We start from the raw sequence: 22,639 nt of genomic DNA, 5'->3' as shown, positions 1-22,639 counted from the left end.
GACGAGAGAGTCGTCAGCGGCTTGCACCCGACTGACAGGCTGGAAGCCTATCCCACATTAATACGTCAGTTCGCCGCCGACGTAGAACGCGAATCCGGGACGAAAAACGCCGAGTCCCGAGCGATAATCGATGTGCTCGCGGTAAAACTTGTTCGTTAGATTTTCAAAACCGCTGGTGACTAGCAAGTTGCCAAACCGTCGGTAGCCACGGATGTCGTAGACCGTGAATCCAGGCGTTTCAATCTCCTGCAACGTGGTCGCCACACGGTCTTGGTTGTCGACGATGCGGGCAGCCAGTTCGACGCCCCAGCAATCTTCGGGGCTGGGATCATGAATCAGAAATCCGACACGGGCTTCCATCGGCGCGATCCCTGGAAGCGGTTCCTCGTCCACCGTGCTGTTGCCGCTGCGAACCGTGTCGCCGGTGTGCCGCGATGGTTCGAGCCGTGTGTGATCGCGGCCTTCGAGATAGGTCAAGATGCCGAACGTAGACACCATCGACGTCAATTCGATTTGCCCATAGGTCTCGAACCCACTCAACGTCGCTAGATCGGTGTTGACGAACGAAGCCCCTTGCTGGAACCCGTCGACGGTTCCCGCCGGATCGAACAAATCGTAAGTGATATAGTTTTGGATCCAAGCGTGGTGTCCGTGCAAACCAAACATGACATCATCGGAATTGTATTGCAGTCCGAGGTCTAACTGATACAAACGCTCGGAATCGAGTTCGGGATCTCCGTCGAGGAATGTTAACCCTCGCTGCAGCGAACCGATGAATGTGTATTCAGCATACATTTCGGTCAGCGTCGGCTGACGCATGGCAAAGCCCATTCCGGCGCTGCTGTTCCATCCTCGTCCCAGATCTCGGTTGGCGGTTAGATAGGCCGACCCCAGAAAGAATTCTTTGTCGAGCGTGGTTTCTTCGAGCACGCTGAGCGGTTCGGGGACTCCGGCGACAATATCACGTGAATCGGTAAACACGCCATCAATCCGTGTGCCGGCGGTCACGACAACGTCATCGTCCCACTGGACAATTCGTTCGGCATAGGCTCCCACGTCGATTGAATCGCTGCGTGGAATCGGAAAATTGTTGTCGTTGGGGTCGGGGTCGTAATAATCGTATTCGTTTAATTCTTGGTTCAAATAGATCAGATCGGTCCCGATCGATGTTTGTGATCCACACGAGAAAAACGTGGACTCGAATCGGTACCCGCCTGACAACGCATCGCCATCGGTGGTGGTCGAACCATCGGCTGCACCGAGAAACGATGGCTGGAACGCATCAACAAGCGAGGGGATCTGACGAGCCTTGCCGGGCCGCCGCGTGTCGCCCTCGAACCGCGTTCGGTTGTACCAAACTTCGCTGGTGAACCGATCTGCGAACGACGGCGCGTCATTTGTGTAGGTAACCTCGTAACCGTCCGTGATCAAAAAATTCAAGTCGGTAACCAACCCTGGAAACTCGAGATCGGTTTGATCCAATCGCAAGGCGTTGAATTCAACTTTCTCATGATCGTTCAAATCGAATCCATAGGCGACGAACAGGTCTCGTGACTTGTAGCTCGCAGGAATAAAGAATCCGTCTTGGCCAGTCTCGTAGTCGTTGCCGGTGCGGTGGCCGTAGCTGATATGAAAGCCATAGTCATCGCTGCCACCCCAGAACGATTGGCGTCCATAAAATTGTTCGCCATTGGAGGTGTACGTTCCACTGGTCGAACCATGCCCCTCGTAGCCGTTTTCGTAGCGTGGCGATTGCAGAAACTCGAGGTCAACAAAGCGAAAACCGGGACCGTATCGACTGGCGTAGGGGCCTTTGATCAAAATCGAATCTTGTACCAGCCGCGAATCGATCTTGCTCATCATCGTATCCAAATCCATCCGGGCCGGCGCCCAGTAAGAACCGGATGCCAGCACTTGTCCCACTCGCTGACCACGCACACGCGTGTCGCTGACGATTGGAGTACGATTTTGGATCGACACCCCATGGGCACCTTTGGAACGTCTCAGCAAATCACCGACATCGGCCGTTCGCCGCCCCAACGCTTCTTCACGAAACACCGCATCGGCGGCCGGCGATCGAGCCAGCGGTTCACGATTGGCCGGTAACTCGTCCACTTGGTGGACCTCACCAAACAGGTTGGCGACACGCGCGTCGGCAGCAATCGCTTTGTCTTTCGCGGTTGCGGCACTGGATTGCGGTGCGTTGTTGTCAACGAGAAGTCCAGGAGCGGCCAATCCCGGCGTCTGCATTTGCGGGGCCTGCATTTGCGGAGCTTGCATCACGGGAGGCTGCATGACCGGATCCGTCAACGGCTCAGCGAGATGCTGCGAAAACAGCGACGATGAATCCACGACGAACAGGATCAGCACGCTCAGTGCGGTGATCGATCGCATTGAATTCGAAGTAATGATCATTCTTGGATGCGGCATCGGTGCTCGCGACTCCCGTCCATGTTGCTGCCGTTCGATAGTAGAACGTATTGATTTTGCTGCTGCGTTTCATGACCTCTCGCGGTAACGAGAGTCGCCGAAGACTTTCCCCACCCCAGCTTGGCCCTTTGTCGCCCGACGTCTTTGGCGCCGGATTGTGTTAGCGGTCGCCGGAAGTCCGAGACATCCGGCGAGATTGGTGTGACAACGTCGCACTAAGGAAACGTATCATTTCCGTCCTCGTTGTCCGCACCGGTGTTGTTCACCGCAGTTCCGTTATTGGTTCCGTCGTATCCGAATTCGCCATTGTTCTCGGCGACGTTGTTCGAGAAGGTGCCGCCAGCGGTATTTTCAACAAAGTCAAAGCCGCTGCCGCTGTTGTCGATCGCTTCGTTCGCTAGGAATTGTCCCGAGTTGTTGATAAAGTCAAACCCGACGCCGTCATTCCCCGTCGCGATGTTTTCTTGGAACAGGCCAAAGTTGTCGGCAAAATCAAACCCAACATCGCCATTGTCAAACGCCAAGTTTCCTTGAACGGTGCCGTCGTTGTCGGCAAAGTCGAAACCAAAACCGCCATTGTCAAACGCCAAGTTGTTTTCGATGACGCCGTTGTTGCGAGCGAACGTAAAGCCTTGCAACCCATTGTCCGCTGACAAGTTTCCTGCGATCGACCCGGTGTTGTCTAAGAAATCGAAACCGCTCAGTCCGTTTTCGTAAGACTCGTTCTCGTCAATATTTCCTGAATTGTCGTCGGCGAAGAATCCAAAACCTTCGTTGCGGAGTGAGCGGTTAAATGAAACCTCGCCGTCGTTGTCAAACAAGTCGAATCCGTTTTTGGCATTCCCCAAAGCATTGTTCTGAACGAACAATCCTTCGTTTTGTTCGATGTCAAAACCATGAGCTCCATTTTCGGTGGCTCGATTGTGAGCAATAACACTGTCGGCATCGAGTGTGCCGAATCGGAATCCGCTGTCGGCAGCCCCGGTTACATTGTTGCTAAAAATAAGCACGTCGACGAGGTCATCCAGACCGCCCGGTAAATCGCTGGAAATCCCGTGTAGACCGCCAAAGATATTGAAACCTGAAATGACGCTATTGTCGGCTGTCAAGATCACCGCTTGCGTTTCATCCGTGCCGTACAAATTCACCGGAGATCCATAATAGGCGTGGATCCCAGTATCGGCCCCTTTGACCTGCAACCCACCGCCGAGAAGTTGCTGTCCGTCTTGGACTTCGATCGGCTGGGACAAATAGATATTGCCCCGACCGCCATCGATGATCACCGAATCGGTGGTGGCGCCGGCGACTGCGGCCTGAAGATTGGGCGTGCTTGCGTCGAGCACCGTTACCGATCCGATCTCGAATTCATAGATAGCGTGTACGGCATCTTCCTGGCCACCCGGTGTGGGCGTGGAATGCGTCACCACGTCGACATCGCGAACGACCACATCCGTCATCCTACGTTCAATTCGTGACATGCGGCGATGACGGCGGCGATCGGGCCCAAACGGCATTCGTACACCAACCGTGGCCGAGGTCTGTGAATCACGAACGCTGTCGTGCTGATATTGCACCCCCAACGTCAGACGAGAATCTAGCGACAAAAACGGCAAATCAAACGATCGCAATTCGGCACGTACCCTCGGCCCCTGGATCGATTCGGCCGTGGGCGAGTTGGTGTCAAAGTGATAGGCGCCGACAAAGCCGCGTAGCTCGCTGTCAAAACATTTGGGGATTCGCCACAGCAGCAAGCCGACCTCGGCGTCCGTCCCCGCGTAAGCACGCTCTTCGTTGTTTTGCACAACGAGGTTGCCGTTGGAAATCACTGCGGTGGCTGCGACCGCTTGCGTCGAACCGCCCTCGGGCAAATAACCGTTCCAGCGGATATCCCAGATGTCGGTTAGTAGCTCGGCACCAAATGTTGCCTGGTGGAACGTATTCTCATTGGCAGATCGCTTGATGTCATAAAATCCATAGGCACCAACGATATAGTCGCTGGCGACCATGTGCCGATACACCAACCCCACGTTGCCTTCGGCACCACCACCGCTGAGAAATTGACCGCGAATATCCGAAAAAAGCAGATTCTGGCGATCGGAAACCAACGGGACAAAGAGATCGGTATGCAGCCGGCTTTGCTCATCGCCGCGTCCGGTGAATGCGGCATAGGCCCGATAGGGATCGCTTTGGATCCTCGTAGAAAACGAATGATCCTGTCGCAGCGGCGGTGAGGGTGCCGGCGGATCCGCAGCCGCGAAATCGGCGGATGGGGCGACCGGAGGTTGCACTTCGGCAGATTCGGCGTGCAACGGTGCAAACGTCGCAAACAGCATGACCGCCTGCAGCGATAGTTGCAGCTTCCAGTTCTGCACCTGTATCCTCGAATTTGCTTGCCCATTCAAATCGAGGCGTTCCTAACCCCTACGACTGTACCAACCTGTCCCTTATATCGGGCCCACCCGTGATGCAATCAAACAATTACGGGAAAAAAGCTCAATTCCAGTGGATATCAAGACACAAAAATTCCACCGGAACGTGGCCCCGCGGTGTACGCCGAACGAAAAAATGTGGGATCGAATTCCAGCTTGTCGATCTACCCGCGACAACTTAGAACCCTCTCCCACATTCCGATTTCCACACTCCGATTTCCACGTGCATCGAGTCGACGGACCAGCCGTCGGTGGTCGCCCGAACGAGATATCGACCGCCCCATGGGCAATCATCTCTCGCACGGGCAACCCTGCGGGCCGGTTAATGTCCCGACGTCGCCGCGTACTGCGTCTCCGTTTGAACGTTCTGATCGAGGTCAAAGCGATCGAGCTGCATCACTTTGCTCCAAGCTGCAACGAAGTCGTTGACGAACTTGGACTGCGAGTCATCCGAAGCATAGACCTCGGCGATTGCCCGCAGCTGCGAATTGGATCCAAACACGAGATCGACGGAACTGGCACGCCATTTCACCTCGTCTGTCTCGCGGTCACGTCCTTCGTAGAAGTGTTCGCACACCTCCGACTTTTTCCAGACCGTGTTGATGTCCAACAAGTTGACGAAAAAGTCATTCGAAAGCGTTTCGGTCTGTTCCGTGAACACTCCCAATTTCATGTTGTCGGCATTCGCATTCAAAACACGCATGCCTCCGATCAACACCGTCATCTCTGGTGCGGTCAACGTCAACAGGTTGGCTCGATCGACCAACAACTCTGCGGCCGGTCGGTCCAATTTGCCATGACCGACGTAGTTGCGAAAGCCATCGGCAGTCGGTTCGAGCACTTCAAACGCCTCGACATCGGTTTGTTCCTGTGACGCATCAGTGCGACCCGGAGCGAAAGGAACCTCCACGTCGTGGCCGCCATTTTTCGCAGCCTGCTCCACTGCGGCGACTCCAGCCAAAACAATCACATCGGCCATCGAGACCCGCTTGTCACCGGTTTGCGATCCATTGAAATCCTTCTGGATTTTCTCGAGTTGCTGTAACACGTTCGCCAATTCAGCGGGCTGATTCACGGCCCAATCCTTTTGCGGTGCCAAGCGAATTCGTGCTCCGTTGGCTCCGCCCCGCTTGTCGCTACCACGAAACGTCGATGCCGATGCCCAGGCGGTTTCTACCAACTGCGAAACCGACAAATCCGACGCCAAGATCTTGGTTTTTAACTGGGCGATATCTTGGTCGTCAATCAATTCATGATCCACCGCGGGAACCGGGTCTTGCCACAATTGCGGCTCAGGCACTTCGGAACCGAGCAACCGCGAGTAGGGCCCCATATCGCGATGCGTCAACTTGTACCAAGCCTTGGCGAACGCCTGTTCAAACTCGTCGGGGTTCTCGTAAAATCGCTTGGAGATCGGGCCATAGATCGGGTCGACCTTCAACGCCAAATCGGTGGTGAACATCATCGGAGCATGAGATTTCGATGGATCATGAGCATCCGGTACGGTTCCCTTTGCTGATTCGTCTTTTGGAGTCCACTGGTGAGCCCCCGCGGGACTCTTGGTCAAAACCCATTCATAGGCGAACAAATTTTCAAAGTACTCATGCGACCATTCCGCCGGAGTGGCTGACCAAGCGCCTTCCAAACCGCTGGTGATCGTATCACCTGCGTTGCCGCTGCCATACGAATTTTTCCAACCGAGCCCTTGTTCTTCGATACTGGCACCTTCGGGCGCGGCACCGACGTACTTGCTTGGATCCGCCGCACCATGCGCTTTTCCGAATGTATGACCGCCAGCGATTAATGCCACCGTCTCTTCATCATTCATTGCCATGCGGCCGAACGTATCGCGAATGTCCTTTGCCGCAGCAAGCGGATCCGGATTGCCGTTGGGGCCTTCGGGATTGACGTAGATCAACCCCATTTGCACCGCGGCTAACGGATTTTCGAGTTCGCGATCACCGCTGTAGCGTTCGTCACCCAACCACTCCGTCTCTGGCCCCCAATAGATGTCTTGCTGAGGTTCCCACACGTCCTCGCGGCCTCCGGCGAAGCCAAACGTTTCAAACCCCATCGATTCGAGTGCACAGTTTCCGGTCAACACCATCAAGTCGGCCCAAGAAATATTCTTGCCGTACTTCTGTTTGATAGGCCACAACAACCGACGTGCCTTGTCAAGATTGCCGTTGTCCGGCCAACTGTTCAGCGGCGCAAAACGTTGGGTTCCATAGCCTGCCCCCCCGCGGCCATCGGCCACGCGATAGGTCCCCGCACTGTGCCACGCCATACGAATAAAGAACGGTCCGTAGTGCCCATAATCGGCGGGCCACCAATCTTGCGACGTGGTCATCAACTCGTGGATGTCTTTCTTGACTGCATCCAAATCAAGTTCCTGGAAGGCTTCGGCATAATCGAAATCCGATCCCATCGGATTGCTTTTGCTCGAGTTCTGATGCAAGATCTGCAGGTTCAACTGATTCGGCCACCAATCGCCGTTTTGGTAGACGCCCGCGGCGGTGTGTCGACGACTGGCGTCGGTGAAGGAGCCCATCACGGGACATTTCGAAGCCGGCGCATCCTTTGACGCCGCCTCTTTCTCTGTGTTCATTTCTCCCAGCGGGATGGCAGACTCTTCGACCTGGGCAAACCCAGGGGTGGCGATGCAGAGCACCGCGATGCTCGTCCATGTCCGAGCGAAGCTTGTTTTGTAATTCATGATCGGTCCTGACTTAGGGAAAGATATTTGACGTGCGGACGAGCGAACCGGCGACACAGAACTATGCCGGGCTGGCAAGTCAACACCTCCCTAGTATTGGCAAGAACGACACATGCATCCAATGCATTTCACGAATACCGGCCATGCACCAAACGCATGGCCCTTATTCTCCACTATCCAGCGTGATAAGCAGTTTGGTAGGAGCTTGTCGGTAGGTTCTCTGGTGAGCAACAATGGTGAGCGACAATGGTGAGCTTTCGGGTCACTCACCAGCGTTATATAGCAGGATCAAATCGGGTTGATCCTTGGGGCCGTTGCGAAGGAAATTTCCGACCGCCACATCCAACTTGCCATCTCCGTCAAAATCGGCCGTTCGGAGTGCTAAATGTTGATGCGATTTTGCTTCGATCTTGGTTGGCGTAAACTCGCCTTTCGATGTTTGCAGTAACAGTACGATTGACGACGAATCCACTGCGTCCACTTGTTTCTGACTGTCACCTACCAACAACGAGGTGGCGATCACATCTAGATCTCCATCGCCGTCAAAGTCAGCCGCCTGTGCAGCCATCGCCCCAGGCATATTGATCAGCGGGTGATGTTTCCAGGGGTAGGAACCTTCGTTTTCGAGCCACTGGACCGAGTGATGCGGTTTGGCCCCCCGGTCAAACGAATCGCCATTGGTGTACAGCACATCCACGTCGCCATCGCCATCGAGATCGGCCAACTGAATCCCACTTGAACCGTACGCTGGATTGGGCGCTGCCCACAGCAGCTCGCTATTGAAATTTCCATCGCCGTCGTTCAGGAACGCTTCCACTCGCTCGTGTTCTTGCCCAAACAAGGCGATGAAATCGAGATGCCCATCGTTGTTTAGATCAATCGGCGGCACATGAATCGGCCCATGACGATCATCGACGGTTTCGACCGTAAACTGCGGCACTCCCTCGTCGAAGCGGTTCTCGTTTCGCATTAAAAAAATCTTGCCAGTCGTTCGCCATCCAAATGCAGCGACTAGTAGATCGATGTCGCCGTCGCCATCGAAGTCGGCTGGACGCACGTCGGCGAGTCGGCTGAGACCATCGAGCAACACTGTCTTTTCAAATTTATCGTCGTTCTGTGCGTTCGCTGACTCCGTAGATGACTTCGAACTACGATGCAGCCACACGATTTGTCCAAGGTCGCTCTCGTTAGCGTTGAATTCGCCAATATCTGCGATGACCAGATCCATCTTCCCATCTCGATCGAGATCGCACGGCGCCACGTGCACCGGTTGCAAAACGGTTCCGAGCCGAACGGTCGGACGGCCGGATTCCGATGGCCAATGAGCCTTCACCGCCCCGGTACCGATGTCACAATACACCAACGCCGATGTCGGCTTGATTCCCAAATCGATCCACTGGATATGGGTGATGCCCGGCGGGCGATTATCAGGATAGTCAGCCGTGATACGTTCAAAAGGAACAGGCGATTGCGGATAGCCCGCAATTCCGTTGGTGAGAATGAGTTTCTCGGGAGCCTGATACTGAAAAAACTTCAAAACATCATCACGATCCGGAACCTCCAAATCGGTACGTCCCGAGGTTTGGTACAACATAAACCCTTGGTCCACTTCGTCGATCCATTCCTCGATCGTCGAACTCTCAGGAGGCGACGTCGAGTGACAATCGCCACAGAACTTGTCAACTGCGGGACGCATTCGATTGACAAGCGTTAGCTTCTCCTGCTCACTCAACTTCGGGTGGTCCGTCGCCTCGGTTACCGGATCCGCGTGCGGTTCTTCGACACCCGGCACCGCCGATGATTCGGGGCGTGCTTGGACATCGGCGACATCATTGCAGCCGATGCTGATCAACAACAAACCAAGCAAAAACAACGTGGCACAGCGAAAAATGAAAGACATGGAACGCACGGATAAGGACATGAATGAGGCGAATCGACCACTTTGCCAAGTTTAACACGAACCACTGAATCCAGCATCACCTACGATTGATTTGGCAGCAGTCGTCGCCATCGCCAGCGATCCTGCAACGTTGTGAGTCAGCGGGGGACTCGCTAGAATCAATCGATCATCTCCGCACAGGAACCGTTTGCTCATCACCCATTGGTAACGGACCCATTGGTAACGGTGTCCCCGTTCAAACCGACGGAGGTTTTTCGGACGGCCGAGGATTCCAGGTACGCATGCTGTCAACGATCACCTTCCACTCAATAAATCAATCCCGATCTTGGTCACTGATTTCTTGTCTTTCGCTTTTGCTGGCCAGCGTTGTCGGTTGCAGCGATCCTTCGACGCAGTGGCCCGATCCGAAAACCGACCCGACTCCACTGCGGACGATGAAACGGGCGATCGACGACGACGATTGGCAACGAGCCTACCAGTACACCGATGCTGTGCTGCGTCGCTATCCCAATGACATCGACGTCCTAATCGATCTTGCCAAAGTCGCGCATGTCAACGAGCAGCCATCGCGAGCGGCGGACATATTGATCCAAGCATGCCGAGTCGAATCCTTTGAAAAAGAGCCACGGGTGCATCAAGCGATGGTGGCCCTGATCTCCGCAGGACGTCTGTTCGACGCAATCGATTTGTTGTCCGAAGCGGTCCAGGCTCAACCGAATCACCACGAGATGCGGCGGACGTTATTTGATTTGTACGTGGGAACCGAAAATCGGGCGGCAAGCTTAGAGCATGGCCGCATGCTGGTGCGAAAACGCCAATTCGATCTCGAACTGCTGAAGTCGCTCGGGAACACCGTTCGCCGCTCGTTGGATCCGAAGCCCTTGGAAGAAGTTGCGTCAAGAAACCCGGATGATCGGCGACCGATGATCGGCAGAGCGCGCATCCAATTTGACGAAGGCGATTACGAGGACGCCATCGAACTGTTGCGAGAGATAATTGAAACGCATCCCAATTTCGTACCCGCGCATGCCCTGCTGGCCCGATCGTTGTCCTCGGCGGGACGTACTACCGAACTGAAGCAGTGGGCTGAGACGCACGTTGCCGGAATCCAGCAGCACGCCAACTACTGGTTGGCGATCGGGGACTGGGCAAGAACGCAGCAGCATGTTCCGCAGGCCGCTCGGGCGTATTGGCAGGCAACCCAGGTCGATGCCGATATTGCCGAATCATGGACAAAGTTGGGCGTTTCGCTCAAACAACTTGTGCAAAGCGGCAGCGAAATTCCGACACAAGCGATTGAATCCGTGGACCGCCGAGCGACGCTGCTCAGCAAGTTCAACCAGCAGAAGAGTCGGTTTGAGCGAACTGGAGAAATCTCACGCGAAATCGCCACCGATATTGCCGGCACGTTACGTGAACTCGGCCGACTATGGGAAGCCGAAGCGTGGGCCGCCATGGCAACGACGCTGCCGGCCGACGATGCTGTCCCGGTGGAAGAGACACGCAACGAGATTATCTCGCTGCTGCGGAAAAACACGCCATGGCAATCGACACAGCAACACCTCGAATTGACGCTTGATTTGTCATACCTTCCCTTGCCTGCGATTGTGGGTTCGTCTGGAATCGACACTTCAGCCAACCTCGATTCGCAGCGAGAGACGTCCGACGCCGATCCAATCGGGGCGACGACGCCCAAGCTACATCTCGTCAACGAAGCCTCACTTCGCAATTTACGTTTCCACGGTGCCACCGCCGACGACCTGGACCTTCCCGGCATCATGTTGCATGAAACGCTTGGTTGCGGTGGCGGGACACTCGACTTTGACCTCGACGGCTGGAGCGACCTGTATCTCGTCGCGGCGGGTGGGAAACCGCCTGAGCGAGATTCGGATGCCAATGCGTTGTATCGCAATCTCGGAGGTTCCTTTTCCGCGGTCACGATGGCATCGGGGACCGGTGACACGGGTTTTGGCCAAGGGGTTGCCGTGGGCGATGTCAACGAGGATGGTTTTCCCGATTTGTTTATACTCAACTACGGCCCGAACACCTTGTTGATCAATAACGGTGACGGCTCCTTTTCTGACGCAACGCTTCGTTTACCAAGTGAATCCACTTCGCAGTCCTGGTCGACAAGTGGTGCGATCGCCGACCTGGACAACGACGGGATTTCCGACCTGGTGATCCTGCATTACTGCGCCGGTCTTGAACCGTCGACGCAGCCCTGTGGCAACGACAAACAAGAAATACCACGTTCATGTTCACCCATGAAATTCCCCGCCGAGCGAGACCGTTTTTACCGCGGGGTCGGTGATGGAAGCTTCGTCGACGCGACCGACCAATGGAGCAACGCCCCATCCGTACTGGGCCGAGGACTCGGCGTGGTCGTGGGTGCGTTGGATGATACCCGTGGGTTGGACATCCTTGTTGCCAACGACATGACGCAAAACCATTATTGGCGTGGCAATGCAGAGACAAACAAATTCAAACTTTCGGAGTCCGCGATCGCGTTCGGCTTGGCGGGTGATGATCGCTCGACCGCGCAAGGTTCGATGGGGATTGCCACGTCCGATTTCGATCGCGATGGCGACCTTGATTTCTATGTGACCAATTTCGATCGCGAATACAACACGCTCTACGAACAGGTGATTCCAGGTCAGTGGCAAGACCGAACTGCGATGCACGATCTGATTCAACCGACGCTTCCATTGGTTGGATTCGGCACTGCGACGGTGGATTTAGATCACAACGGACAAGCGGAACTGATCGTCTCCAACGGTCATGTCGATATGTTCTCGCGTGAGGGAAAGAAATCAGTTTACGCGCATCCCATGCAGATTTTTGGTGTCGACCCCAACCATCGTTTTGCGTCGCTCGAGCATCAATTCGCCAGTGAATATTTGGCTCTGCCGCACGTCGGTCGAGCGTTGTGGACGCTCGATGCCAATCGGGATCATCAAACCGACATTGCCGTCACGCATCAAACCGAACCCATCGCATTGCTGATCAACCGAAACCATGCAACGGGAACCTGGATCGAGTTTGAATTGACGGGAACTGTCGGGGCGCGGGACGCGATCGGAGCAAAGATCGAAATTCAGTGCGGTGACGACCGCTGGGTGGCCACATTGACGTCGGGCGACGGTTATTTGTGCAGCAACGAACGCATCATGCGGATCGGCTTGGGCGACACCACCGAGAACTGCGATATCACGGTCACTTGGCCTAACCAATCTCAACAGACTTGGTCGAATGTAGCCACAAAACGGAACTGGCTGCTCGTCCAGGATGCTCCGGAAGCATTTTCAATGCCTTGAAGCCACTCGGCTTGAACTCTATAGCCCACCGTGTCTAGAGTTTTTGCCATAGCGTGACTCCCCCACGCAGCACCTCCGGGTCAAAACAAACCCCCGACGGCAACAATGGTGCCGGCATTGAGACCACGACGAACCCGTGGCCGGCTATGGGGCCTACTCCCCAACAAATTCAGTACATCCCTTGGGCAACCGAGCTGCCCGGTCTTCGCTGCCCAAGTGACCCTGGCACCGGACTGCCCGCACTGGGGCGAACCAACTATGCCTCGTGCATGGGCGATTCTCACTGGAGGGCGCAGCACGGCGAATTTGACCCCGACGTGGGCCCCACCAACAGCGGATACGCGCAGGAATCACGCGCAGCCAATCGCGGCATGTTTGTTCGTCATAAAGCGACAAAATTTCGCGACGCTCTCGATGGACTCTCCAATACCATCGCGATGATGGAAATCGCCACAGACTTGGGCGATCAAGATGCCCGTACCTTTGGCAAGAAACATCCAAACGGCCAATCGGGCCAAAACGATATCCGCGACAATCCAAGCTCGTGTTTGGAATCGAATATGATTGATCCAGAACGTCCACAATTCTGGCTCCCGGGTGCTACAACGGAATTCGAGTCGGTCAGCAAAGGACGCGGGTATCGCTGGGCTGATTCCCAAAACATGCATTCGATGTCCTTTACGACTCTGCCACCGAACAGCCCGGTTTGTATTCCACACGATTCCAATGGGCCATCGATCACGACTGGATCGAGTCGTCACCAGGGCGGTATCCATGTGTTGATGGGTGATGGAGCGGTCAAATTCATCACCGATTCGATCGAAGCAGGCAACCAACGCAACCCAGTGGTCCACAATGGAGGAACTGTTGCCAACAAAAATGTCGCTGGTGCGAAGAGCCCCTATGGATTGTGGGGGGCGTTAGGAACACGAGCCTCGAAAGAGACCATCGACGCAGATTTCTAAGCCAACGATCGATTCACTGTGATGCTTAAAGTTTCGACGAAACCCCCGAGCTTGCCTTAGCTCGGGGGTTTTCTTTTTTACATCGGTCACGAACCTGACGTTTGCCCCCCGATCTGTGGCGGAATTCTCTCCGCGACGCTACTGATTTCGCGTGCCATGGACGCGACTATTGTCCTGGCTGTCACGATCAATGGAAAACATATCTCATCGAATATGTGGGGTCGACGGATAGCGTCTTGATCTAAATGATCAGCTCGTTTGCTACGCCGCCCCCCGCCGTCGTGTCCGCAAAGCCCCTCCCCAAGTCACCGAGGAGCAATTGCATAACGACTCCATTGGCGGCTATAGGTTTATTCGCTTCTATTTTCGATCCCCTGCGGTTCAACACTTCCTGTTTGCGAAAATTGAACCGCACTCAATTTCGGAATGCGCACTTTTTGCCTGCCCCCTCGCAGAAAAGGCGACTTGTTGTACGCAGACAATTTGCCGTTCGCATTTACGAAACCGCAGCGACACGGCTCTTCGCATTCAGGCAAATCTTGACTGCCCCCTTCTAAAGAGTTATGGATCAACAGATTGCCGTTGGGGTACAATTAGTGGCTGTTCCTTTCCCGACGGCAAGATGTCGTCCCTGCAGCGGCGGACTGTAGGTCCCTTCCCGCTGTGGAATTAATTTCTTCTTCATTGGAGTTCATCAATGAACCGTTCTGAACACTCAAGAGGTTTCACCTTGGTGGAACTGCTGGTGGTGATCGCCATCATCGGCGTGCTGGTAGGATTGCTCCTGCCGGCAGTACAGGCGGCCCGCGAAGCGGCCCGTAGAATGAGTTGCAGCAACAATGTCAAACAGCTTGGCTTGGGGCTTCACAACTATCACAGCGCGTATGGTCAGATGCCCGTTCATGGCACCGGCACCGACGACGGAAGCGACAACGGTCAGAACTGGTGGAGCAGTTACAGCACAAACAACCATTGGCGATTGAGTTCGTTGGTGGGGATGACTCCGTTTGTCGAGCAACAAGCGTTATGGGAGAAGATCACCAATCCCAGTACCGAACGCACCGATGGGGCACAACAATCGCCTCCATGGCCCGCCATGGGACCGACTCCCGAGAACATCCAATATGTGCCTTGGGCCACACAAATTCCCACGCTTCGCTGCCCGAGCGATCCAGGCACTGGATTGCCATCGCTGGGCCGAACCAACTATGCATCGTGCATGGGGGATTCGCATTGGCGTGCCCAACATGGGGACTTTGATCCCGATAGTGGGCCAACCAACAGCTCTTATGCCGAGGAATCTCGCGCGGCCAATCGAGGCATGTTTGTTCGTCACAAGTCGATGAAGTTTCGCGACGTTCTCGACGGTCTTTCCAACACCATTGCAATGATGGAAATCGCTACTGATTTGGGTGACAACGATGCCCGTACCATCGGCAAACGTCACCCCAGTGGTCAACCGGCCCAGACGGACATACGGGACAACCCAAGCCTGTGCATCGAAGCGGGGATGCTGGATCCTCAGCGTCCTCAATTCTGGACCGCTGGCAATACCGAGGGGTCGACGAAGGGACGCGGTTACCGATGGGCCGACGACCAAAATGTGCAATCAATGGCGTTCACCATCTTGCCGCCCAACAGCCCCATGTGTATCCCTCACGATTCGAACGGACCGTCAATCACAACCGGATCGAGTCGTCACCAAGGCGGTATTCATGTGCTGATGGGTGATGGTGCAGTGAAGTTCATCACCGATTCGATCGAAGCGGGTAACCAACGTAACCCCGTGGTCTACATCAGCGGCAACGCGGCAAACAACAATGCACCAGGCGCGAAGAGTCCCTATGGTTTGTGGGGTTCGCTGGGGACACGAGCCGCGAAGGAGACCATCAACTCGGAATTCTAGGCTTCCCCAAAAACGCTCCTCGACATTAGTCGTATCAACAATAAAACCCCAGGCATGAAAATGCCTGGGGTTTTTCGTTTTTCATGGGCTTCGTTTTTCCCTATTGCTCGCTCTCGTTCATCGCGGCGCTTTCGGCGGCAACCGCGGCTTCGTATTCAGCGATCGCGGCCGCATCCGCATCCTCGGCGACATTGGTGGGCGCCGAATCGCCGCATCCAGGCAGCACGCAGAACGAGAACAACGCGGCAAACAGGGTGACAGTAAGTCGGTTCATGGGATTTCCTTGGAGATGGAACGTTGGGAAAAGTACATGCAAAGCGAACTTCCAGTATACCGTGATCCGCCGTGATGGCGAGTGCACCGAGTTTGCGGCAGCATCCCCAGTCGATCATTCTCGCTTCGCCAAATTGAGAGATAACGTCTAGACAAAACTCGACTCCGGTGCAAACCACGACTACTGACGGGTGTCTTGCAATTGTCTTCGCAGACTGTCTTGACTCCAATAGTCTCCGCCTCCGATCAGTTTGTCATTCTTGAACCGGTGCCATGTGACTCCGCGAAACTGAACGGGGCGTCCGGTCGCCTTGATGCCAAGGCCATCGCCTTGGTGCGTGCCGGTGGCTATCCAGCGGATCACCACACTGTCGTCTTCGGTAACCGTGCCTTCCACGTCTACATGCAGATCAGGAAACGCGTCAAGCATCGGTGCATGCACCTGTTGCTTGAACTCGTCCGGGCCGCGAAGCACACCATTGTCGGTTTCCGCAATACTGTCTTCGGTCAAAAATTCGTCGATCGTTTCAGTCCGTCGCTGATTCCAAACCTCTTCGAACCAGCGCAACGATCGCGCCGTGTATTCATTATTCACGCGTTTGCTCCTTATTAAATCTGATAAGGTGGATCGAAAGAGGCCAATCGCGTTCAGCGACCGTTCACCGCCGCGACAAGCCTGCGATGAATCTATCGCTGCGTTCACCCGATTGCAACAAAATTCCACAAACGGCGTGTTCGCCATCGTCCCTGCATCGTCAATCCTATGCCACAGCATCAACCGCGGGCGACAATGACAAACCTAAACGCGACCATGGAACGTTTGTTCCCCTGTTTGCGAAGCAGGCAACAGATTGGAGCTCGACCTATCCCATTTCTGCATTTCTTTGTCCTTGCCCGATAGCCGTGTTGTTGGTGGCAATTACAATTCCAAACGGATCGTCGCCATGCACTGGCAAGTCGATGGTGACATCGATGCCCTGGACAATGGTGTTTGCAGAGCGTGCCGGCATGCTCGAAAACCCGCTGTCGCTACGGTCCGATGGAAAAATACGGTACGACCCTAACACGCCAGGGGTCTTCAATGGCACTGAGATGAGCACCGAGATTTATGGTCAAGTCATTGTTGCGGTTCGCGGTTGGGGCCGTGTTAGCCACGGCGTTTGCGGTTGCAAACGAACCGGGGTTGGCTCAGAGTTTCTCTCCCACAATGCTTGCTCAAATGGCGGTGGAGGCTGGCAAAGCCAACCTCCATCGTCCTTATCCACGATTAGCCGGTGAGTTTGAATCGCAGCGTGCTCTCGTGCTGAGCGTTAGCGATTGGCAATCGCATCATGCCGCGACACTGCAACAGATTGTCGAAACGACGGCGGGTCATACCAACCTGCTAATTCTTTGTAACAACCCGCAACAGCTTGTTGACGCGGTCGATTGGATTGACAACGGACACGTTCCCACGGATCACGTCTACTTTTGTGAATTTGACTTAAACACGATTTGGATGCGTGACTTTGGTCCGTTGTTGGCCGAAGGCGAACAGGGTACCGAAGCAATCGATTTCTACTACGAGGGCGCTCGCCCCAAAGACGATGCATTGCCGATTGTCTGGGCCGACCGCACCGGATCAAAATTGGTGTCGGTTCCATGGACCATCCAAGGTGGAAACCTGCTCAGCAATGGCCGCCGGTTAGCATTAACCACGCAGCGGATCTTTGAAGACAACCGCATCAGCTTTCCCAAACCATGGCCTGGTCTGGACCCAGAAGTAGAACGCCGAAAAATGGTGATTGACGAGTTTACCAAGCACTGCAATCTGACCGAATTGGTGGTACTGGAACCTTTGCAACACGAAGCGACAGGACATGTCGACATGTTCGCCACCTTTCTATCGCCGAATCAAGTCGTGGTCGCTCGAGTCGACCCGCGATTGGATCCGATCAATGCAGCGATCCTGGAACGCAACGCTGCCCGCTTGCAACGCGTGCGAGTGGACGGGCAACCGATGCAAGTGATACGCATCGACATCCCGCCACGAAACGGAACGTCATGGAGTGCGTACACGAACGTGATCCTTGCCAACAACTTGGTGCTGGTTCCCACGTTTGACAGTGATCCGCCAGAGATGGTAGCCGCCGCACGCGCCACTTACGCTCGCTTGCTGCCGAAACACACGATCAAAACGGTTGACATGAGCAGTCTAAAAGAATTGCAGGGCGAACTGCATTGTTTGTCGATGAATCTGCCCGCGTTTGCCCCCATTCCTGACAACGTCATCGATTTTGCCAAAGCCGATGATTATCGCCGCCGGGTCCGCGCGTTACAGCAGAATTAGAATCGGACACGCCTTTTGAAGCTGCGCGTTTGTATTTAGGGGCAAAGCCCCGGACGTTTACCTAGCCCAGCCCAACGGGCTGGGACCAAGAAAACCAATGAATGGAAGGGCCAACGGCCCGGCCGTTTGCTGGAACATAATGAGGGCGGCTAGAAAATGGCCGGGCCTTTGGCCCTTGGGTTTCTTTGCATCGAAAACCTGGCCCGTTGGGCCAGGCTAGGCAAATCGCTGGGCCTTTGGCCCGAAGAAGAACATCGAAACGCGTAAGCGATGGAATCCCGATCATGATTCGGTCCCTCGCTGACGCGTCGGGTTGGGATTTGTCGGGAAAAAAAATCGCCGAAAGTAACTTTCGGCGATTAAGTAATTGGGCCGAAACTCTTGGCGAGTTTCGCTACCTCGATACGTGTCGATGAAACCTGCTAGCGAAGATTGTCTTCTTTGCTGGCGATTTCGAGCTCGGGGATCACTCCCATGTAACTCATCAAATCACCAATCTCTTTCAGACTTAGATCGTCCAGCAAACCACTAGGCATGATGCTGCTAGTGCTTGGCAAGATCTGATCAACCTGAGACTCTTCGACACTCGAGATTCGATTGTTGCTGTCACGCACCAACAGCGTCCCGTCGCTTTGCGTGGTCACCAAGCCGACAAGGATCTTGCCGTCCAGTGTCAACACCTTCTTGCTGGCGTATTGGTCACTGACAATATGAGCCGGATACAAAATCGATTCCAAAATCTCTCGCTTGGTAAACCGCCGAGCGACCGAGGTCAGGTCGGGGCCAATCGCTTTGCCGGTACTGCCTTGGCGATGACATTGATCACACCGGCTCTTGACGAACACTTCGCGGCCGTGGGCCGAATCGCCAAAGCTGCCCGTATCGCTTTCCAAGTACGTCAACAGTTGGTCGAGATCCCAGCGTGAATCATCGGCATTGGGCAACACAGCCTCGGGGCGATCGGGATAAGTCTTGGCGAACCATTTTTGCCAAGGAGCCATCGACATCTTCGCTCCTTCGGGTCGCTGCATCCCGGTCCAATGTTCAAGCAGTTGCTCGACGGGTTCGAATCCTTGTCCATTCTCTTGGGCACGAACTCCCAACAGGATCAATTGACGAAGCGCCATCGGGTCATCGGTCGCAATAGCCACCGATTTGAGGGCCGAGAGAACATCGCCTGAGGTTTGATCGTCCAAGATGTTTAAGCTGCGAACGAGGTAGTCCCAGTTTTCGCCGTCAGGATCTTGGGCAAGCGCCATTGCAACCACGCTGCGTCGATCGGGTTCGCTCCGCCAAACCGATCGCAGGTAGTCACCCGCACTTTGGTCTTTGCAGGTCGCCAACATCGCGGTGATGCCGGTTCGAAGCCGCCGCTCGACGTCCCCGTGCTGAGGCTCTTGAACGAGTTTGCGATCAAGTTCGATCAACGTGTTCGCGGTGTCTTTGTCGATCGGGCGAGGCAATTTGAAGATAGCAGCGAGCGCGGCGTTGCGCCAAACGCTGCCCTGTTCCAAAATCGCCGCGACGTCTTCATCCGACAGCGATTGAGCGAAATCTTTGGTCACGTTTGCCAGATACATCGACAATGACCCGGCGGTCGCTTGGCCAGCGGCGTTCTCGTAATACTTCAAAATTCGGAAGCGTTGCTCGGCATCCCAATTCTTTGCCAAAAATTGCAGACACATCGCCACCAACGAACGGTCTTCGTTGGGCGCATCGGATTCAATAAATGCCAACGCGCGATCGGCAACTTGTTCTGCCTCTAAGTAGCTGGCCAAACGAATCAGCGAGTGATTCATCCGGTTGTCGCCCGCCGGGAATTCTTCGGCAATCTGGTCGCGGAACGCCGTGACCTTTGCGGGGGGAACTTTCCCACGGTGCAGTGCCACTTCGGCGACACGTAGTGCATCGGCGAAATCGGCATCACTCAAAAATCCGGTCATCATTTCGCTAATCCGTGCCAACACCTCGATGGCATTCGCTTCGGTCGGATCGGCGTTGATCAACGCCAACATGCCAAGCACCGAAATTCGCGTATCGTCGTTGGCGAGCACTTCGTCACGCCACAGTCCTAAATGCATTTGTTCGAGCACGCGACGTGCGGTGAACGCTAAAGTGCGATCATCCGACGCCAGCAATTCAAAAATGGGATCGACCGTTTCAGGCATTTTGTCGCTACGCAGCATGGCTTCGCACACCGCTCGCTGGACGCCTGGATCGGGATCGCTCAACATCTCGCTAAGCCGTGGGCCGGTTTTGGCACTCGGGTGCATTCCCATCACTGCGGCGGCACGAGCACGCACCGCTTCATTAGGAGAACGACTCAGTTCCATTATCAGTTCTTCGTTGGGAACGGGACCAAACAGTTCCATCAAATCGAGTGCACGCACACGATAGTGCGGCGGGTTGTCGTCGCTGTAGGCAACTCCGGCGACCAATTGTCCCCATTCGCTGCCCAGTTCGCGTTTGATCGACGCGATTTCTTGACGCGCCCATGCCGATCCGATCTGAGGTTGTCGCACGGCGGCGGCAATCCCGCTGCCGAGATGCTTCATGCGTTCAGGAATCTGGCCTTTGTAGACGACTCGGTACACGCCGCCCGAGGTGCCACGGCCGCCAGTGCTGAAATACAGCCCACCGTCGGGTCCGACATCCAAATCGGTCACGTTCAGCGGTTGGCCTTTGAGGAACACCTCGCTATCGGCGATAAAGCCGGAGCCGCGTTTTTTAAGCCGCACATTCAAAATCCGGCCTTCGGACCAATCCGCCAGGAACAATGTGTTTTGATAACGGACCGGATACATGTAGTGTTCGTAGCTGATCGCTCCGGTCGGGCTGCCTCGTCCAGTGTCCAACAAATTGGGCAATCGGTCGACGAAGTGTTCGGGCCATTTCGCCCATCCCGTACGCCAGCCGAATTCCGCGCCTTCGGTTACATCAAACAGCGCCGTCGGACGGTACCAAGCCGTACCGATGTCAGCTTCCATGTCCGAATCATGAACAAACATGTGGCCTGAGGAGTGAAAGGCCAAGTCGTAAACATTGCGAGTTCCGCCAGCGACACGTTCGACGATCGAACCATCGATATTGGTACGAATGATGGTTCCGCCGGGTGCCTTGACGCCGACGGCATGACCGCTGGGGTCTTCGTAGCGTGGCAGAATGTCGCCTTCGTAAGTATCGTTGTACGTTTCACCAGGCCCCGTTTTGCCAATCGCATGCGTGTGGCTGCCCAAAGAAACGTAGATCATTCCATCGGGACCGAGCTGCAATCCGTGGGCACCGTGTTCTCCGGCGGATCCTTTGAATTTGACAATCGCACGGACTTTTTCCAATGAACCATTGCGGTCCACATCGGTTAGTCGATAAAGCGCATGTCCGTCGGGGCCATCCCCGGTGACAAAAACTTCGCCGTTGAGTGCCAGGATTCCCTGACATGATTTGACCTTGTCACAATAAGTCCGCACGAACTCGGGAACCCCGTCTTCATCGCGATCAAAGACGAGCAGCAGAGGTCCGTTTTCTTGCGAAACAATGATATGACCAAACTCGTTAAAGGTCATCGCGATCACGGATCCGACTTGTTCGTCATCCAAAACGCGTTGGACGCCAAAGCCACGTTGGATTTGAAACCGTTCGCGTTGATCGGTTTGTTCGGCGACCTGAACATCTTCGTCTTGATCCCAAGGCACGGTATCGGCCAAGTTCACCAAACGAGGATGCGTTGCCCCACAATCGGTCGTTATGCAAAACGGTTTCCCAAGTGGCCACTTCTTCGCTGCTGGTTCGCCAAGATGCATCGCTGCTGAAGGTATACCACTTGTCGGTGCCGTCCGGCAAAACGGACACGCGAGCCGCCAAGGCCGCTTTGTCGCCATGCGTGTTGACGACACGAATCGCGATGATGTTGCGACCGACTTCTAAATGGTCGGTGATGTCATACTCATCAATCTGGCGTGCGGATTGACCGCTGCCGATTTTGCGCCCGTTGACGTACAGGTCGTACTCGTCATCCGCGGCGATCTCGATCTGGCCCTTGGCGGGAACTTTTAAGTTCAGTGGTTTGCGAAACAAGCACGTCTCACCGACCGCAATCGGGGTGTCGATGGTGGTGTTGGCCGCCCAAATCCATTGAGCCTCAGCCGCCGAAAGCGTCGCACTCGAGCCGCAGCTGAGCACGACAAACAGGGTCGTTGCAATCCGTAAAAGACAGGATCGCTCGAACGATTTAGAGTAGCCTTCCATGGCAATTCATCATCTCAGGATGGGAAACGGTTGGGTTCAGACTATGAAGGTCGTTTTGGAGATTAGGCAGGATCCCGCTGGCAACGCAATAGAGAAAATTGCCCCCCTAACTGTGCCAGCCGAGATCGCCGG

At 55.0% G+C, this 22,639-nt stretch carries 14 protein-coding genes; 4 read left to right on the top strand and 10 right to left on the bottom strand.

Going from position 1 to position 22,639, the window contains the following annotated elements; translation table 11 throughout:
* Positions 1-57: 57 nt before the first annotated feature.
* The 5 genes from RMSM_RS08230 to RMSM_RS39675 form a co-directional block, all read right to left on the bottom strand.
* Positions 58-2,394, bottom strand: coding sequence for a TonB-dependent receptor (locus RMSM_RS08230; protein WP_160168259.1), 2,337 nt, complete (start codon positions 2,392-2,394; stop codon positions 58-60).
* A gap of 251 nt (positions 2,395-2,645) precedes the next feature.
* On the bottom strand, positions 2,646-4,802 hold the full coding sequence (locus RMSM_RS08225; protein WP_008694079.1) for an inverse autotransporter beta-barrel domain-containing protein: 2,157 nt from the start codon (positions 4,800-4,802) through the stop codon (positions 2,646-2,648).
* 379 nt (positions 4,803-5,181) lie between these two features.
* Positions 5,182-7,575 (bottom strand): catalase/peroxidase HPI, encoded by a 2,394-nt coding sequence (gene katG, locus RMSM_RS08220; protein ID WP_008694078.1) that lies wholly within the window; start codon positions 7,573-7,575, stop codon positions 5,182-5,184.
* 262 nt (positions 7,576-7,837) lie between these two features.
* Positions 7,838-9,475 (bottom strand): FG-GAP repeat domain-containing protein, encoded by a 1,638-nt coding sequence (locus tag RMSM_RS08215; RefSeq protein ID WP_008694077.1) that lies wholly within the window; start codon positions 9,473-9,475, stop codon positions 7,838-7,840.
* A gap of 51 nt (positions 9,476-9,526) precedes the next feature.
* Complete coding sequence (locus RMSM_RS39675) at positions 9,527-9,766, bottom strand: hypothetical protein (RefSeq protein ID WP_144057480.1); 240 nt, start codon at positions 9,764-9,766, stop codon at positions 9,527-9,529.
* A 62-nt stretch (positions 9,767-9,828) separates the two neighbouring features.
* Between RMSM_RS39675 and RMSM_RS08210 the strand changes: the two genes are divergently transcribed.
* The 3 genes from RMSM_RS08210 to RMSM_RS08200 all read left to right on the top strand — a co-directional run bounded on the left by RMSM_RS08210 (position 9,829) and on the right by RMSM_RS08200 (position 15,660).
* Positions 9,829-12,789 carry a CRTAC1 family protein gene (locus RMSM_RS08210; RefSeq protein WP_008694075.1) on the top strand — a complete coding sequence of 987 codons (2,961 nt, stop codon included), beginning with the start codon at positions 9,829-9,831 and terminating at the stop codon, positions 12,787-12,789.
* 146 nt (positions 12,790-12,935) lie between these two features.
* Positions 12,936-13,754, top strand: coding sequence for a DUF1559 family PulG-like putative transporter (locus tag RMSM_RS08205; RefSeq protein ID WP_008694074.1), 819 nt, complete (start codon positions 12,936-12,938; stop codon positions 13,752-13,754).
* Between the two features lie 697 nt (positions 13,755-14,451).
* Entirely contained in the window at positions 14,452-15,660 is a 1,209-nt protein-coding gene (locus RMSM_RS08200; protein WP_052031548.1) for a DUF1559 domain-containing protein, read from the top strand.
* Between the two features lie 100 nt (positions 15,661-15,760).
* Here RMSM_RS08200 and RMSM_RS41760 read toward each other — a convergent pair whose 3' ends face one another.
* The 3 genes from RMSM_RS41760 to RMSM_RS08190 form a co-directional block, all read right to left on the bottom strand.
* Positions 15,761-15,934, bottom strand: a complete 174-nt coding sequence (locus RMSM_RS41760; RefSeq protein WP_008694072.1) for a hypothetical protein — start codon at positions 15,932-15,934, stop codon at positions 15,761-15,763.
* A gap of 180 nt (positions 15,935-16,114) precedes the next feature.
* Positions 16,115-16,528, bottom strand: coding sequence for an ester cyclase (locus RMSM_RS08195; RefSeq protein WP_052031549.1), 414 nt, complete (start codon positions 16,526-16,528; stop codon positions 16,115-16,117).
* A gap of 268 nt (positions 16,529-16,796) precedes the next feature.
* Complete coding sequence (locus RMSM_RS08190; RefSeq protein ID WP_144057477.1) at positions 16,797-17,021, bottom strand: hypothetical protein; 225 nt, start codon at positions 17,019-17,021, stop codon at positions 16,797-16,799.
* A 20-nt stretch (positions 17,022-17,041) separates the two neighbouring features.
* On the opposite strand from RMSM_RS08190, the gene RMSM_RS08185 reads away from it, so the two are divergent.
* Positions 17,042-18,262: an agmatine deiminase family protein gene (locus RMSM_RS08185; protein WP_008694069.1), complete on the top strand. Its 1,221-nt coding sequence runs from the start codon at positions 17,042-17,044 to the stop codon at positions 18,260-18,262.
* A gap of 422 nt (positions 18,263-18,684) precedes the next feature.
* Here the strand turns inward: RMSM_RS08185 and RMSM_RS08180 are convergent, their stop codons facing one another.
* Together RMSM_RS08180 and RMSM_RS42430 are read right to left on the bottom strand one after the other, a co-directional pair.
* Positions 18,685-21,954, bottom strand: a complete 3,270-nt coding sequence (locus RMSM_RS08180) for a PQQ-dependent sugar dehydrogenase (RefSeq protein ID WP_236622050.1) — start codon at positions 21,952-21,954, stop codon at positions 18,685-18,687.
* On the bottom strand, positions 21,851-22,507 hold the full coding sequence (locus RMSM_RS42430) for a lectin (RefSeq protein WP_008694066.1): 657 nt from the start codon (positions 22,505-22,507) through the stop codon (positions 21,851-21,853). Before RMSM_RS42430 ends, RMSM_RS08180 begins: the two co-directional genes overlap by 104 nt.
* Between the last annotated feature and the right edge of the window lie 132 nt (positions 22,508-22,639).

Origin of the sequence: Rhodopirellula maiorica SM1 (assembly GCF_000346295.1) — a bacterium.
In the GTDB taxonomy this organism is placed as follows: domain Bacteria; phylum Planctomycetota; class Planctomycetia; order Pirellulales; family Pirellulaceae; genus Novipirellula; species Novipirellula maiorica.
The sequence above is the reverse complement of the archived record's forward strand: the minus strand, read 5'-3'. Positions and strand labels throughout refer to the sequence as shown.

Excerpts from the sequence above, each read along its gene's own strand:
- RMSM_RS08230 (WP_160168259.1), bottom strand. The coding sequence starts at position 2,394 with ATGCGATCGATCACCGCACTGAGCGTGCTGATCCTGTTCGTCGTGGAT.
- katG (WP_008694078.1), bottom strand. The coding sequence starts at position 7,575 with ATGAATTACAAAACAAGCTTCGCTCGGACATGGACGAGCATCGCGGTG.
- RMSM_RS08215 (WP_008694077.1), bottom strand. The coding sequence starts at position 9,475 with ATGTCTTTCATTTTTCGCTGTGCCACGTTGTTTTTGCTTGGTTTGTTG.
- RMSM_RS08205 (WP_008694074.1), top strand. The coding sequence starts at position 12,936 with ATGGGGCCTACTCCCCAACAAATTCAGTACATCCCTTGGGCAACCGAG.
- RMSM_RS08200 (WP_052031548.1), top strand. The coding sequence starts at position 14,452 with ATGAACCGTTCTGAACACTCAAGAGGTTTCACCTTGGTGGAACTGCTG.
- RMSM_RS41760 (WP_008694072.1), bottom strand. The coding sequence starts at position 15,934 with ATGAACCGACTTACTGTCACCCTGTTTGCCGCGTTGTTCTCGTTCTGC.
- RMSM_RS08185 (WP_008694069.1), top strand. The coding sequence starts at position 17,042 with ATGGTCAAGTCATTGTTGCGGTTCGCGGTTGGGGCCGTGTTAGCCACG.
- RMSM_RS42430 (WP_008694066.1), bottom strand. The coding sequence starts at position 22,507 with ATGGAAGGCTACTCTAAATCGTTCGAGCGATCCTGTCTTTTACGGATT.